The following is a 14840-nucleotide window of genomic DNA, read 5'->3' on the forward strand; positions in this document are numbered from 1 at the left end:
GGCCGCCCAGTGGTGGCAGCGGCATTCGGCCGCCGGTGAATCCGCCGGTGGGTGCGCGGCCGCCGGGTGGTGGTAGCGGTGTTCGGCCGCCGGTGGGCGGTTCGCCCGGCGCTCCCGGTCCCCGGCCGCCCGGTGGTGGTGGCGGTGTCCGGCCGCTGGTGGGTGGTTCGCCGGGTGCTCCCGGTCCGCGGCCGCCGGGCGGTGGTAGCGGTGTCCGGCCGCCCGCCGGTGGCAGCGGCATTCGGCCGCCCGCCGGTGGTAGCGGTGTCCGGCCGCCCGCCGGAGCTGCCGGTGGGCGTTCGTCGATCGGCGCGCCCGGCCCGGCTTCCGCGCGCGGTCCGGGTGGTCCCGGCGTCACGCCGCCCGGTCGCGCCGGCGCCGGCACCACCGGGTCCAACGTTCCCGGTGGTGGTGCGTCGGGCCGGCCGTCCGCACCGCGGGTGGTCGATCCGGTGACGGGCCGGTCCGGTCCCGCCCTCGGCCGGCCCCCGACCGACGGTCGCACCGGCGCCGGCCGGCCCGCGTCGGGCGGTGGCGCGCGGCTGCCGGCGGCGGGAGCGGGACACTCCGGAGTCGTGGGACCGCGGGCGGCGGGAGGTCCGGATGCCGGGGGAGCGGGCGGCGTCCACGGGCAGTCCGGCCGCCGCCGTGACGACGGCGACCGGGATCCGTGGTTCGTCGACGACGATCTGCCGGCGGTCGTCGAGCCGGTGGACCGTACCGAACCGGGCGGCGAGGGTGCCGGCCCGCATCTGGGCGGAGGCCGGCAGCGCTGATGCGCAGGCGTCTCGGACGAAGCACGGCGGCCGCCGTCATGGGAGTGATCCTGTCGACGGCGGTCGCGGTTCCGGCGCGGGCCGACGCGGTTCGCGACCAGCAGTGGTACCTCGGCTTCCTGCGGATGGCGGAGGCCAACCGGATCGCCGACGGCAGTGGTACGACCGTCGCGGTGCTCGACTCCGGCGTCGACGCGACCCAGCCCGACCTCGCCGGCGCCGTGCTGGCCGGCATCGACTCGTTCACGTCCAGCCAGGACGGCCGGACCGACCCGGATCCCAAGCGGCACGGCACCGGCATCGCCGCGATGTCCGCCGGACGCGGGCACGGCGCGAACGGCGCCGACGGCATCCGCGGCATCGCCCCGAAGGCGAACATCCTGCCGGCCACGGTCTGGCCGCCGGGCTCCGTCGGTTCGCGGCCCGACAACATCGCGTTCGCCATCCGGTGGGCCGTCGACAGCGGCGCCGACGTCATCTGTATCGCCGGTGGCGGCATGTCCGACCCCGCGCAGAGCGACGCGATCGACTACGCGATCGGCAAGGGCGTGCCGATCGTCGCGGCCATCGGCAACATCGAGACCCGGAACGGGCACGACCTGAGCCTCCCGGTGTCACCGGGCACCGACGACGGCGTCTTCGGTGTCGGCTCGGTCGGCCGCGACGGCAGCCGCTCGCCGTTCTCCGTCGTCACCGTCCTGCTCGACTTCGTGGTGCCGGGCGACGACGTGCCGGCCCCGAAAGCGGGTGGTGGCTACACCACCGTCGAGGGCACCAGCGTGTCCGCCGCGATCCTGGCCGGCATCGTGGCGCTGGTGCGGCAGAAGCGGCCGAACCTCACCCCGCCGCAGCTCTACGACCTGCTGAAGGCCACCGCCACCGACAAGGGAACGCCGGGCTTCGACAGCGAGTACGGCTGGGGCGTCGTCGATCCGGTGAAGGCGCTGACCGCGCCCGATCCGGTGACGTCCACGCCGCCGGCCGCGCCGGCGAACCCACCGCCGGCGATCGCAGAGCCCTCGTTCTGGGAGGGCGACACCATCGTCGCGCTAGCGGTGGCCACCGTGATCTGGGGCGGCGGGCTGGCCCTGGTCGTCTTCCTGATCGTGTTCCTCCGGCGTCGGATCAGGCGCCGTCGTCGGGAGGCAGCCACGCGAGCTGAACCAGCCGCGAACCGTCGCGGCGGTTGACCAGGAATCCCCGCCCCGGCGGCAGCCGCATCGGACGCACGGTGCCGATCAGCGCGCCCTCCTCCCGCTCGCCCGACATCACGATGCCCGGTGAGCCGATCTCGCGCAGACGCGACAGGAACGTCTCGAACAGCGACCGGCCGGCCCCGCCGCTGCGACGGGTCAGGATGATGTGCAGGCCGATGTCGCGGGCCTGCATGGCGTACTCGAGCAGCGGCATCAGCGGGTTCAGCGGGGCCGCCGTCACCAGGTCGTAGTCGTCGACGAGCAGGAACAGGCTCGGACCCTGCCACCAGTTGCGTGCCCGGAGCTGCTCTGCGCTGATCTCGGCGCCCGGCAACCGTTCGCGCATCGCGGTGACGACCTGGGTGACGACGGCCTCCGTGGTCGGCGAGTTGCTGGCGTAGCCGATCAGGTGGTCCTCCGACAGCGCACCGAGCAGGCTGCGCCGGTAGTCGACGGCGATGATGCACGCCTCGTCGGGTGTGTAGCGTTCGGCGATGCTCTTCGCGATCACCCGCAGGAAGTTCGTCTTTCCGCTCTCGGTGTCGGCGAAGACGATGCAGTGCGGCTCCGCACCGAAGTCGAGGTGCACCGGGCCGAGGTCGCTCTCGGCGATGCCGATCGGGACCCGCCACTTCGTCGGGCCGGAGTTCGCCGGCTGCGGCAGGCTCTCGAACGCGATCTTGTCCGGCAGCAACCGGACCGCCGGCGCCGGTTGGCCGCGCCAGGCGTTGCGGACGGCGTGGATCAGCCCCTCGATGCCGGCCGGCAGGTCGCCGACCTCGTCGCTGCCGTCGATGCGGGGCAGGATCGTGAGGCTGTGCAGCCCTTCCGGGCTCAGGCCCCGGCCCGGCCGGTCGACCGGCACGTTCGCGGCGACGCGCCGCCCGAACGCGGAGTCGACCACGTCGCCGAGGCGCAGTTCGAGCTTGGTGCCGAACAGGTCGCGGACGGTGTGGCGCAGGTCCATCCAGCGCGTGGCCGTCGCGACCAGGTGCACGCCGAACGTCAGGCCGCGGGTGGCGATGTCGGTGACCATCGCCTCCAGGTCCTCGAACTCCGTCCGCAACGTCCCCCAGCCGTCGACCACCAGGAACACGTCGCCGTACGGGTCGTCGGGGAACCGGCCGGCGCGGCGCAGGTCGCGGTAGGACTCCATCGAGTCGATCGCCTGCGCGGCGAAGTGCTGCTCGCGCGCCCGCATGACGAGGTGGACCTCCGCGACGGTGCGCCGGACCTGGTCGACGTCGAGCCGGCTCCACGCGCCACCGACGTGCGGCAGCCCGCGCAGGGTCAGCAGCGCGCCGCCGCCGAAGTCGAGGCAGTAGAACTGGGCCTCGAGCGGGGTGTGGGTGAGCGCCGTCGCGCAGATCATCGTCCGGAGCAGGGTGCTGCGGCCGGACTTCGGCGCGCCGACGGCGATCACGTGCCCGCCGGCTCCGGCCAGGTTCAGCCACAGCAGGTCGCGCCGCTGCTCCAGCGGCTTGTCGACGATCGCCACCGGCACCTGCAGCCGGCCGTGCAGGTCGGCCGACGACACCGTCAGGCCGCGCCGCGGGTCGTCGGCCAGCGTCGGCAGGCACTGGTCGAGCGACACGGGCCGGTCGAGCGGCGGCAGCCACACCTGGTGCGCGGCCGGGCCGTGGCCCTCCATCCGGGCCACCAGGATGTCGAGCAGGCTGTCGCCGAGCACGTCGGGGTCCTGCGGCTGCGGTGCCGCCACCGGTGCGGGCTGCGCCTCCGGCTCGACGTAGTCGGGCACGTAGCGGGCGACCGGGATCACCTGACGGCCGGGGGCACGGCCGCCGCCCAGGGTGCGGCCCTGGTGGACGCCGGAGACGTATGCGGCCTTGAACCGGGTCATCGGCTCGGTCCCGTACTTCAGGTAGCCGTGGCCGGGGGAGCGGGGCAGGTCGGCCGCGTCGGCCACGCCGAGCGCCACCCGGGACTCCATCGCCGAGAACGTCCGCAGGCCGATCCGGTACGACAGATGGGTGTCCAGGCCGCGAAGCCGGCCCTCCTCCAGCCGCTGCGAGGCCAACAGCAGGTGGACGCCGAGCGAGCGGCCCACCCGTCCGATCTGCACGAACATGTCGATGAACTCGGGCTTCGCGGTGAGCAGTTCGCTGAACTCGTCACAGATGATCAGCAGGCTCGGCAGCGGGGCCAGCGGCGCGCCGGCGGCGCGGGCGCGTTCGTAGTCGCGCAGCGAGGCGTAGTTGCCAGCGGTCCGCAGCAACTGCTGGCGCCGGATCAGCTCGCCGTTGATGGCCGCTTCCATCCGGTCGACCAGCGAGAGTTCGGCCTCCAGGTTGGTGATCGTCGCGGACGTGTGCGGGAGCCGGTCGAGGGTGGCGAACGTCGCGCCGCCCTTGAAGTCGATCAGGACGAGGTTGAGCACCTCCGGCGAGTGCCGCACGGCGAGCGCGAGCACGAGCGTCCGTAGCAGTTCCGACTTGCCCGACCCGGTGGCGCCGACGAGCAGACCGTGCGGGCCCATGCCCTCCTGGGCCGACTCCTTCAGGTCCAGTTCGGCCGGCACTCCGTCGGCGGTGACACCGATCGCCACCCGGAGCCGGTCGCGGTTGGGCCGGGTGCGCCACTTCGTCGGCGGGTCGAACAGTTCCGGGTCGCCGATCTCCATCAGATCGATGAGGTCGGTGACGGTGGTCATCGGCTCGTCGACGATGTCCTTGGCCGACAGCCGCAGCGGGGAGAGCTGGCGGGCGAGCCCTTCGGCCTGGCTGATCGTGACCCGGTCGGCGGTGCCGACGATCCGGGTGCCGTCCATCGTGGTGGTGGACAGTTCCCCGGTGCGGCCGACGTCGAGGGTCAGCACCGTGTCGTCCATGATCCGGGGACGCGCGTCGGCGATCTGCAGCACCGTGACGCCCTCGATGCCGCCCTCGGTCATCAGGTGCTCGGACCCGGCTGTGTCGCCACCGTCGACGACGACCAGGATGTGCGGGCCGTCGATGTAGGGGTGGTCTGCGTTGAACCGCAGGCGGTTGGCCAGCACGTCGTCGAGCAGCTTCTCCAGGGCGCCGGCGGAGCGGCCCATGAGCCGTGCCGGGCCGAGCGCGTCGTTCTTCTCCGGGTGCAGCGCGTGCGGCAGCCACTTGAGCCACTCCCACAGGGGCGCGTGCGCGGCGCTGTAGCAGGCGGCCACCAACACGTCGCCCGGCGCGTGGAACGCCACCGACTGGGCGATGAGCGCCCGGACCAGATCACGGGCGCGTCCGACGTCACCGCAGATCTGGACCCGCGCGAAACCCCGCAGTGCGACCGCGACCGGAAGGTCGCGGACCACCGCGTAGGTGGTGACGAAGCGGCGCAGCGCCAGCGCGGACAGTGGCTCCAGGTCCTCGATGGGCGCGGTCGACGCCGGACGCAACGGCGTGGCCAGCCGCAGCGGACCGAGACCCATCCGCGCCACGACGAAGTCGCTGTCGGCCGGGCGCCGCTCCCACAGCCGCGTCTGTGCGACCACACCCCACAGCGCGTCCGGGTCGGGATGCCGATAGAACATGGCCCGCCGCTGCTGGTCGATCGTGCGCCGGACGGTGCGCCGTACCTGGCTGAGGCGGCGCAGATACTCACGACGCAGTTGCAGCGCCTCGCGCTTGCTCTGGCGTCCGCTCTGGGTGAAGAACGTGGCGGCCACCATGCCGAGCATGGACACACCGAACAGACCACCGGTGACGTAGGCGAGCGTTCCGCCGCGACCGCTGGAGAACATCAGCGCCATGGCGGCGGATCCGGCCAGCATCGGAACCGCGGTCAGGACCTGCGACCACGCGATTCCCTGCGCCGTCGACAGGGTCGGTGGCGGCTCGAGTTCCTGCACGCCGTCGGGCAGCACCGGGCCGGGCTGCCGTGCCGGACGCTTGACGAGGACGATGCCCATGCTTCGTCCGCTCCCCGTGGTCTCTTGGTAGGAGCGCCGCGCTGCTAATTTGTGTGCGTGGCGACCCAATCCGGAACTGGGCTGGCGCGGCTAACGATAGCGACGTCCCGTCGACGAATCGACTTCGCTCTACCCGAGCAGGTGCCGTTGGCCGAATTGATGCCCGCTCTTTTGCAGCATTTGGGTGTTGATTCTCAGGGTGCGAGCAGTGCGGAAACCGGCAACTCCGGCAGTGTCGGGTGGGGAATCCGCCGCTCGGACGGCACGCGGCTGACAACCGACCAGTCCCTGGCGGCGCAGGACGTGCGCGACGGCGAGGTGCTCTATCTCGTCTCCCTGGACGAGGACTGGCCGGAACCCGACTACGACGATCTCGTGCTGGCCGTCGCCGACGGAACCGAACGGCTCGGCTCCCAGTGGTACGGGCCGTTCACCCGGCGCACCGGCCTGCTCGCCGGCGGCGCCGTGCTGCTTCTCGGCCTGCCGTTGCTGTTTCTCGCCGGGCCGCCGTGGCGGGTTCCGGCGATCGGCGCGCTCGGGATCGCCGTGGTGATTCTGCTCGGCGGCGCCGTCCTGTCCCGGGCGCTCGGTGACGCCGGCGCGGGTGGCGCGATCGGCGCGCTGGCGATGCCGTACGCGGTCGCCGGCGGGCTGCTCGTGCTGCTGGGCGACGAGCCGCTGAGGCGCCTGGCCGCCCCCCACGTGCTGGTCGCGTCCGTCGCGCTGCTGCTCGCGGCCGTTACCGGATTCGTCGCGATCGCCGACCGGTTGTGGCTCTTCGTCGCCGGCACCCTGATCGCGCTGTGTGGCGCCGTCGGTGCCGTGCTGTGCCTGGCCGGCCTCGACCCGGCCGGCTCGGCCGCGGTGGTCGTCGCGGCGGCGGCCGCCGTGGCGCCGATGTCGACGGTGCTCTCGGTGCGGATGTCGCGGCTGCCGATGCCCGACCTGCCACAGACGACGCAGGACCTGCTCCGCGACCATCCGCTGCCGCCCCGCGAGCGGGTGTTCGCCGCGGTGGCCCGCGCCGAGGACTTCTACGCCGGCACCCTGCTGGGCGTCGGCGTGGTTTCGTTGGCCTGCATCGCCGTCCTCGCCCTGGACGGCGGCCTCGCCGCCCCGCTGCTGGCCGCCACGGTCTCCCTGCTGGCCCTGCTCCGGGCCCGGTCGCTGGACCGCCCGCGGCAGCGCGTGCCGCTGCTCGCCACCGGTGTCCTGGGCGTGGTCACGGTCATCGTGGGGGTGTCCGCGCGGCAGGACCGGGCGGTGCTGCCGGCGGTGGTGCTGCTGGGCCTGCTGCCCGCGGCCCTCGTCGCGGTGGGCGCCGGTCTCCGGTACGCCCGGCGCCGGCCGGGCCCGCAACTCGGCCGGCTGGCCGACTGGTCGGAGTTCCTCCTCGGCGCGGCCGTGGTGCCGCTGGTGGTAGCGGCGACGGGGCTGTTCGCGTACGTCCGCGGCCTGGGCGGGTGAGTGCCGGTCACGCGTCCGGGTCGGGGAGATCGGCGGCGCGCGTCACCGGGCTGCGATCGGCGCCGTTGACTCCGTCAACCCGACGGCACGATCGCCCACACCAGTGCGTGTCCACCGGCCAGTTGGTGCTGCCAATGCACGACCCGGTTGTGCCGGGAGATCGCGCACAGCACGTCGCACGACCCGAATCCGCAGACGTGAACCAATCTCTGATCCGGCGCCTGCCGGTGATCCAGGTAGCCGAGCAGCCGGCCCATCCTCTCGGTATCCGGCGGCAGCAGCCGGGCCGCCCACCGGCAGACCTCGTCCCGCAGCCACCCCACCGCATCGCGTGGGTCCGTACACGTGCGGGCCAGCATCGACCGGGGCTTCGCCGGCCAGTCCGCGACCAGCAGGGGCGGCGCCACCGACGCCGGGTCACGGCGCTGCCAGTCCGGCACGACCGCCCCGGTCCACCCGTAACACCACCACCGGTCGGGCTGTGGCGTCCTCGACTCCCGCGAGGACGCCACAGCCGTCGAACCGTCGACCGGACCGGTGCTCACGCCACCCGCTCGATCTGCGTCTTCAGGAACTCGTCCCACTCGGCACCGGTGAACCGCAACTCACCGGCGTCCGGGCGCTTCGAATCCCGGAGGACGACCGCGCCGGTAACGCCCGGCACGTCGGCGATCAGCACGCAGCTCTCGCCGTTCTCGGTGCCCTGGTTGCAACCGCACGGCCGCATGAACGCCACCGCACTCATCGGAACCGCGTACAGATCGGCCGCCTTCGGCAATTCCTGTCCCACGACCTGCTCCCTTCGTCTTCCGTCATCGAATCCGTAGCTTGGCCACTGCGGAGCGTGAGCGATAAGCCGACAGGCGTCAGCCACTGTCGGCCGACGCCGGTCGTGGAGCGGGTACGGGTGAGGCCGGAGCCGAACTAGGGTTGCTGGTCATGGGCACCGGGATGCGGCGAGCGAGTGAGTGGACCATCCACGGCGAGCGGATCATCGACGACACCCGCCGGGCCGTTCTCAGCGTCGCCGACGTCGAGCTACCCGACGGTGTGCGGTTCGAGCAGTACGTGCTCCGCGTGCCAGCCGCCGCGATGGTGATTGTGGTCGATGACGCCGATCGGGTTCTGATGATGTGGCGGCACCGGTTCATCATCGACCGCTGGGTCTGGGAACTGCCCGGCGGCTATCTCGACCCGGACGAGGAACCGGCCGCCTGCGCGGCCCGGGAGGTCGAAGAGGAGACCGGTTGGCGGCCCCGGTCGATGACCAGGTTGCTGACGTTCCAACCCATGGTGGGCACGATCGACCAACCGAACATCGTCTACCTCGCCCGGGGCGCAGACCAGACCAGCACGACCCTGGACGTCAACGAGGCCGAGCGCATCGGCTGGCTCCCGATCGACGGGATCCGGCAACGCATCGACGACGGCGAGATCGTCGGGGCCGGATCGGTCGCCGGTCTGCTCGCCGTTCTCCTTGCTAAAGCGACGAGGCAGTTGTAGCTGCCGCCAGTAACGGGCGGGCGCGTTCAGCGAAGACCTGCACCTGAGGCAGTCCCGCGTACCTCGCGAGCCGTTGGGCAAGATCGTCCAGGTACACCAGTGCCCGGGCCGAATGCAGGCCTTCCGCTGCCTCCGCGGCCTGCATGCCGATGGAAGCGGCCTGCTCCGGTTCTCCGCGCTGCACATGGGCAACCGCCAGCAGCGCGAGGTTGAACTGGCGGCCACGCGCGTAGTGCCTACCGTCCATCTCCAACGACCGCTCCGCGAACCGGTGTGCGAGGTCGCCTCGGCCCAACGCGGTGAAGCAGTGCCCGAACTTGGCGGCCAGATAGGACTCGTCGAAGTAGCCCATCCACTGCGGATCGCCGGTCCGGTCAGCCCGATCGAGGGCGCGCTCGGCTCGATCAAGGGCCGAAGCGCAGGCGGCCTCGTTCCCGCCGACCGCGTGCCCCTGCGCTTCCAGCACCGCCGACTCCGCCTGAATCGCCGCCACGCCGGCATCGGCGGCGGCCCGGCTGGCAGCGCGAGCCAGGTCGACCGCGTCGACGCTCGCCCGCAGGTAGGCAGCCTGGTGGCTCATGGCCGCCAGAATCTCGGCACCCAATGGACGATCGCCGGAAGCGGCGGCGAGTCTCAATGCCTGCACCATGTAGCGCTGCGCCAGTCCGTTCATGCCGGCGTCGTAGGAAGCCCAGCCCGCCAACTGCGTCGTTTCGGCAACCGCCGACAGCAACGCCGAGCCCGTGTCGGCGTCGTAGCGTCCCCGTAGCAGCGGAGCGACCTCTCCGTCGAGAAAGCGGACCAGGCTTTCTCTCACGTGGCCGCCTCCGAACTGGTTGTCGAGCGTGCGGTATGCCCCGGTGATGCGGCGCACCATCTCGACGTCCGGGCTGCCGACCAGCCGCTCTCCATTGCTTGCCGGACGCTCGTCCAGCGGCGCGGTCAGCCACCGCATCGCCGGCGACACGAACGCCGACGCGCTGAAGCCGATGCCTCGAAGAGCACCTCGTCGTTGCGTATCCATCCGCCACAGTTCCACGACGGCATCCACGCCGTGCCGCCAGTCCGGCGCGAACTCCAACACCGACGCCGACGGATCAACGGATCCATTCTCTGCGGCACTCCAGACCCCGCTGTCGGCTGACACTTCACGAACCATGGCTGACAACCGGCCGCCGGCGTCCAACGCGGCATCCAACAGCGCCGCGACAGCGATGCTCGGCCGCTTGCCTTTCGCCTCAAGATCCCACAGATAGCCGTGCGAGCAGTGAACCTGCCGGCCCAACGTGCGAAGCGAGAGGTGGCGCTGTTCCCGAAGCTCCTTCAGTAGCCGCGCAAAGCCCGGATCGACAATCACAGTCCGTCGAGACAGGGACGCACCCACGGCGTCAGATGAGAGGGAGCTGACACGACTCGAACAGGCCGGCATTATTTTCACCCGGTGGTGCGTGCAAGGTGGGTGGCGGCTCACCGCGTCTGTACCGGCGGGAGGTGGTTGTGGACCGCGTGACGGAGGTCGAGTTCACGGCGTTCGTCGCCGAGCGGACGCATGTGCTGTTCCGCACCGCGTACGCGCTCACCGGCAACCAGCACGCCGCCGAGGATCTGCTGCAGGCGGCGCTGGCCAAACTGGTGCTGTCGTGGCACCGGGTCTCGGTCGACCCGGAGAGGTACGCCCGGCGGATCATCTACCGGGAGCACGTGTCGGTCTGGCGGCGGATGTGGAAGCGCAACGAGCTGCCCACCGCCGAGCCGCCGGACTGGCGGGTCCTCGACGACGACCATGCCGGCGCGGCGCTCGACCGGGTGGTGCTGCGCACCGTGCTGCTCACGCTGCCGCCGCGCCAGCGCGCGGTGATCATCCTCCGGTACCTCGAGGACCGCAGCGAGCGGGAGGTCGCCGACATTCTCGGCTGCACCACCGGGACCGTCGGCAGCCAGGCGTCGCGGGCGTTGGCGAAGTTGCGGGCCGCGCTGGGCGAGACGGAGGTGGCGCGATGACGGATCTGGAGCGGTTGCTCAGGGAGTCGGTCCACGAGCTCGCGTCGGAGGGCCGTCCGGTCGACCTGAGCGGGCCGGCGTTGCGGCGGGCCCGCCGGACGCACACGTTCCGTACGGTCTCCGCCGTGTCGGCGGCGGTGATCGCGGTGCTGCTCGTGGCCGGGATCGCGACGGCCGTCAGGCTCTCCCGGGCGGACGAGGACCCGCCGCCGGCCGACGGTCCGCCGTCGCCGACGGTGTCGTCGACGGTTCCGACCACGGAGTCGGCCACGGAGTCGGCCGGTCCCCGGACGCCACCGATCACGCTGCCCGGTGGATGGATCATCCGGGCGGCGCCGCACAACAACGACTACGGCGTCGTCGTCTACGACGACGCGACCGGCCGGTACCACCGGGTCGGGTACACCGCCACCGCGCTGCCGTCGCCGGACGGCCGCTACCTCGCGATCATGGGTCAGGATGTGCTCGCGGTCAAAGCCGCCGACGACGAGGAGCGGGTGGTGTACCAGCGTCAGTTCGCCACCCGGGACGTGCGGCCGGTGTGGTCGGCCGACAGCACGCACCTGGCGTTCGTCACCTACTCCCCGGAGGGCGCGAAGGTGCGCGTCGCGGAGCTGCCCGCCGGCGGCGAGACGGCCAGCGAACCGGTGAACTGCCCCGACGGCTGCATGCTCAAATGGCTCGAGGACGGCCAGCACATCCGCGTCTACACCGGTTCCCGGCGGGCCGAGGTGACGGTCCGCGGCGGGGCGGTGGGCGCGCCGTCGGCGACGCCGGACGACCCGTGCGGGTCCACCGTCCGCGCGTTCCGTGTCGACAACTCGTCGTGGTTGTGCGTGACGAGCACGGGGTTCGCGGTGACGACGTCGGGCGGCACGGTGACCAAACGGATCCCGTTCCCGCGGGAGATCGACGGGATGCCGATCGCCACCGACAGCGTCAACTTCGTCCTGTCGCGGCAACGGTGAGCCACTGGCATACGATGCCGCGGTGATCGATCTCGATGCGGTCGCCGCGGCCCTGGCCGGGGATCCGCGGTGCGCGGGCGCGGTGGTCGAGCGGGGGACGCGGACGCTGGAGTTCTCGTCCCGCTCGAGCGACGGGCTGGTCGAGTACGACTCGGTCGGCGGGCTGCGGGCGACGTCGCGGGAACCGGAGGTGCTGCTGATCACGCATCCGTCGACGTCCACGGAATTTCTGGTCTTTCTCCGGACCGGGACGCAACGGGCGTCCCTCTTCCACGAACTGGGCACCCTCGACGGCGACACGTACCTCGCGCTCTATGCCGCCGAACCGGCCGGCCTGCACGCCCCCGGCCACGACGACTCCGGGCGGACCCGCTCCGACGGGCAATCGGCCGGGGTCTGGGCGATGCTGGCGACCGCACGTCCGAACGAGGTCGTCGATCGGTTGGCGGCGGTGTTCGGCCAGCGGGCGGTGGCGCCGGACCGGCCGGCGACCCTCGACCGGGAACGCGCCGACCTGGCCCGCTGGGCGGCACCCGACGAGCCGGCCGCCGGGTGGCTGACGGCCGAGCCCGGCGCGGTGGACGTCGTCGCGCGCCTGGACCCGGTGCGCCTGCGTCACCTGTTCCCGCGCGACGCGAAGAACCGCCTGGAGGCGCGGGCCCAGGTGCTCCTGGCCGCCCTGGACGAGGGCCGCGACCGGACCCGTCGCCGTTTCGTTCTCGCCCGGGGACCGCGCCGGGTCGGCGGCGGCGACGTCACCGTGCGGATCGAGGCGGTCGTGGCCGCCAACGTCGCCCACCGGTTCGACCTGATGCCGTGGTGCTGGCGCGCCGACGCGGGCGCGCTCACCGACCCGGCGACCTGGGGCTACGACGGCGCGGACGCGGACGCCGTCGCGCTGCTCTCGGCCGGTGACGTGCCCGGCGGGCTCGCCGCGGCCGGCCTGGACCTCGACGAGGGGGTGGCGCGGCTCGTCCAGGGGCTGCCGGTGGGCGTCATCGCCGACGACCCGGACTGGCCGGTCGTCGCCCGCGAGCGGCTGTGCCGGCTGGCGCCGTGGCTGCTGCGCGGGCCGGGCGTGGCGTACGCCCGGGGGCCGGGCGGTCGCGGTACGCACCCGATGCGGTTGTTCAGCCTGCCGAACGGGAGGGGCCCGCGCCGGGCCGCGGTGCTGCTCGTTCCCCTGCGCCGGCCGCGGCTGGTGCTCCAGTGGGCGAAGACGAACGCCGTCCTCCCGCAGAACCTGTGGCAGCGTCCGCCGGTTCCGGGCGTCTGGTAGATCGACCCGCGATCGACCACGTGGTCGATGCCGTCGAATCAATTGACCGGGACCGATGCCGTCGTTAGCGTCTGCGCCTAGCCTTCCGGAGGAGCAGACCATGTCACGGAGCGGAACGATGTCCCTGATCGCGGCTGCCGTGACGATCGGCGCCGTGGCGGTGCTGCCGGTCGCGATGACGGCCGACGCGGCCGTTCCCGGGTCGCTCGGCGCGCTCGCCGCGGCGAAAGGAAAGTACTTCGGTTCGGCGACCGACAACCCCGAACTCTCCGACGCCCCGTACGTGTCGATCCTCGGCAGCGAGTTCAACCAGCTCACGCCCGGCAACACGATGAAGTGGCAGTACACCGAGCCCAGCCAGAACCAGTTCACCTTCACCCAGGCCGACACCGTCGTCAATCTGGCCCGGAGCAACGGCCAGGTCGTGCGCGGCCACACGCTGGTCTGGCACAACCAGCTACCCGGCTGGGTCGCCAATGTCGCGGCCGACCAGCTGCTCGGCGTCATGCGGAACCACATCACCAACGAGGTGACCCACTTCCGCGACCAGGTCGTGCACTGGGACGTCGTCAACGAGGCGTTCGAGGAGAACGGAACCCGCCGCCAGACGGTCTTCCAGCAGAAGATCGGTGACGGCTACATCGCCGAGGCGTTCCGGGCGGCGCGCGCCGCCGACCCGACCGTCAAGCTCTACTACAACGACTACAACATCGACGGGATCGGCGCGAAGAGCGACGCCGTCTACGCGATGGTGCAGTCGTTCAAGCAGCAGGGCGTGCCGATCGACGGCGTTGGCCTGCAGGCGCACCTCATCCTCGGCCAGGTGCCCGCGACGATGCAGCAGAACATCCAGCGCTTCGCCGACCTCGGGGTCGACGTCGCGATCACCGAGCTCGACATCCGGATGAACCTGCCCCGCGACACCGCGAAGGACACCCAACAGGCCAACGACTACCGCGCGGTCACCAATGCCTGCCTGGCCGTGACGCGCTGCGTCGGCATCACGGTGTGGGACTACACCGACAAGTACTCGTGGATCCCGTCGGTGTTCCCCGGTCAGGGTGCGGCGCTCCCGTACGACGAGAACCTCGCCAGGAAGCCCGCCTACGCCGCCATCTCGGCCGCGCTCGGTGCCGTGCCCGACACCACGGCGCCGTCGACGCCGGGCCCGCCCACCGCCTCGAACGTCACGTCGTCGACCGCCACCCTCGCCTGGACCGCGTCGACCGACAACGTCGGCGTGGCCGGCTACAACGTCTACCGGGGCGACACGCTGCTGGCCCAGTCGGCGACCAACGGCGTGACCCTGACCGGGCTCAGCGCCAGCACCCAGTACCAGGTCGTCGTACGGGCGCGGGACGCCGCGGGCAACCTGTCGGCCGCGTCGGCGGCGACCACGTTCACGACGACCGTCGCCGTGGGCGGGTCGTGCCGCGTCGCCTACGGCGCGTCGAACTGGGGCGGCGGTGGCGGGTTCACCGGACAGGTGACCGTCACCAACACCGGCCCAACCGCCATCACCGGCTGGAGTCTGGTGTGGACCTACGCCAACGGGCAACGGGTCGCCCAGATGTGGAACGCCACGTACACCCAGCCGGCGGCCACCGTCACCGCGACCAACGTGTCGTACAACGCCAGCATCGGCGCGAACGGCGGCACCCAGAGTTTCGCTTCAACGGGACGTACTCCGGCACCAACAGCATCCCGACGGCGTTCGCCCTCAACGGGACGAACTGCGCCGTCGCC

11 protein-coding genes and 1 pseudogene are annotated in these 14840 nt (G+C 72.0%); 8 read left to right on the forward strand and 4 right to left on the reverse strand.

The window, feature by feature from the left end; translation table 11 throughout:
* Nucleotides 1-776: pseudogene (locus tag Vau01_RS59965) on the forward strand (hypothetical protein); the annotation flags it as partial.
* Nucleotides 776-1966: a S8 family peptidase gene (locus tag Vau01_RS59970; protein ID WP_204013314.1), complete on the forward strand. Its 1191-nt coding sequence runs from the start codon at nucleotides 776-778 to the stop codon at nucleotides 1964-1966. The pseudogene Vau01_RS59965 and the gene Vau01_RS59970, both read left to right, overlap by 1 nt.
* Here Vau01_RS59970 and eccCa read toward each other — a convergent pair.
* A complete protein-coding gene (gene eccCa / locus Vau01_RS59975) occupies nucleotides 1902-5876 on the reverse strand; it encodes a type VII secretion protein EccCa (RefSeq protein ID WP_204013328.1) in 3975 nt (1324 codons plus the stop codon). The genes Vau01_RS59970 and eccCa overlap by 65 nt on opposite strands.
* Before the next feature lie 57 nt (nucleotides 5877-5933).
* Here eccCa and eccD point away from each other — a divergent pair, with 57 nt between their 5' ends.
* Nucleotides 5934-7343 carry a type VII secretion integral membrane protein EccD gene (gene eccD / locus Vau01_RS59980; RefSeq protein WP_204013331.1) on the forward strand — a complete coding sequence of 470 codons (1410 nt, stop codon included), beginning with the start codon at nucleotides 5934-5936 and terminating at the stop codon, nucleotides 7341-7343.
* A gap of 74 nt (nucleotides 7344-7417) precedes the next feature.
* On the opposite strand, the gene Vau01_RS59985 is transcribed toward eccD, so the two are convergent.
* Nucleotides 7418-7888, reverse strand: coding sequence for a hypothetical protein (locus Vau01_RS59985; protein ID WP_204013334.1), 471 nt, complete (start codon nucleotides 7886-7888; stop codon nucleotides 7418-7420).
* Nucleotides 7885-8133: a DUF397 domain-containing protein gene (locus Vau01_RS59990; RefSeq protein ID WP_239153020.1), complete on the reverse strand. Its 249-nt coding sequence runs from the start codon at nucleotides 8131-8133 to the stop codon at nucleotides 7885-7887. The genes Vau01_RS59985 and Vau01_RS59990 overlap by 4 nt, the downstream gene beginning before the upstream one ends.
* A gap of 149 nt (nucleotides 8134-8282) precedes the next feature.
* On the opposite strand from Vau01_RS59990, the gene Vau01_RS59995 reads away from it, so the two are divergent.
* Nucleotides 8283-8846 carry an NUDIX hydrolase gene (locus Vau01_RS59995; protein ID WP_204013337.1) on the forward strand — a complete coding sequence of 188 codons (564 nt, stop codon included), beginning with the start codon at nucleotides 8283-8285 and terminating at the stop codon, nucleotides 8844-8846.
* On the opposite strand, the gene Vau01_RS60000 is transcribed toward Vau01_RS59995, so the two are convergent.
* The gene (locus Vau01_RS60000; protein WP_204013339.1) at nucleotides 8824-10203 is read right to left on the reverse strand and encodes a helix-turn-helix domain-containing protein; all 1380 of its coding nucleotides are present in this window, start codon (nucleotides 10201-10203) and stop codon (nucleotides 8824-8826) included. The two genes, Vau01_RS59995 and Vau01_RS60000, sit on opposite strands and share 23 nt — an antisense overlap.
* A gap of 140 nt (nucleotides 10204-10343) precedes the next feature.
* Between Vau01_RS60000 and Vau01_RS60005 the strand changes: the two genes are divergently transcribed.
* The 4 genes from Vau01_RS60005 to Vau01_RS60020 all read left to right on the forward strand — a co-directional run.
* The gene (locus Vau01_RS60005; protein ID WP_204013341.1) at nucleotides 10344-10847 is read left to right on the forward strand and encodes a SigE family RNA polymerase sigma factor; all 504 of its coding nucleotides are present in this window, start codon (nucleotides 10344-10346) and stop codon (nucleotides 10845-10847) included.
* On the forward strand, nucleotides 10844-11815 hold the full coding sequence (locus tag Vau01_RS60010) for a TolB-like translocation protein (protein WP_204013344.1): 972 nt from the start codon (nucleotides 10844-10846) through the stop codon (nucleotides 11813-11815). The genes Vau01_RS60005 and Vau01_RS60010 overlap by 4 nt, the downstream gene beginning before the upstream one ends.
* A 22-nt stretch (nucleotides 11816-11837) precedes the next feature.
* Entirely contained in the window at nucleotides 11838-13094 is a 1257-nt protein-coding gene (locus Vau01_RS60015; RefSeq protein ID WP_204013347.1) for a serine/threonine-protein kinase, read from the forward strand.
* Nucleotides 13095-13194: 100 nt separating this feature from the next.
* On the forward strand, nucleotides 13195-14840 hold a 1646-nt coding region (locus Vau01_RS60020; RefSeq protein WP_204013350.1), incomplete at its 3' end, for an endo-1,4-beta-xylanase.

It is taken from the genome of Virgisporangium aurantiacum, from assembly GCF_016863635.1.
Lineage (GTDB): Bacteria > Actinomycetota > Actinomycetes > Mycobacteriales > Micromonosporaceae > Virgisporangium > Virgisporangium aurantiacum.

Coding starts and splice junctions, on each gene's coding strand:
- Vau01_RS60010 (WP_204013344.1), top strand. CDS start 10,844: ATGACGGATCTGGAGCGGTTGCTCAGGGAGTCGGTCCACGAGCTCGCG.
- Vau01_RS59970 (WP_204013314.1), top strand. CDS start 776: ATGCGCAGGCGTCTCGGACGAAGCACGGCGGCCGCCGTCATGGGAGTG.
- eccCa (WP_204013328.1), bottom strand. CDS start 5,876: ATGGGCATCGTCCTCGTCAAGCGTCCGGCACGGCAGCCCGGCCCGGTG.
- Vau01_RS59995 (WP_204013337.1), top strand. CDS start 8,283: ATGGGCACCGGGATGCGGCGAGCGAGTGAGTGGACCATCCACGGCGAG.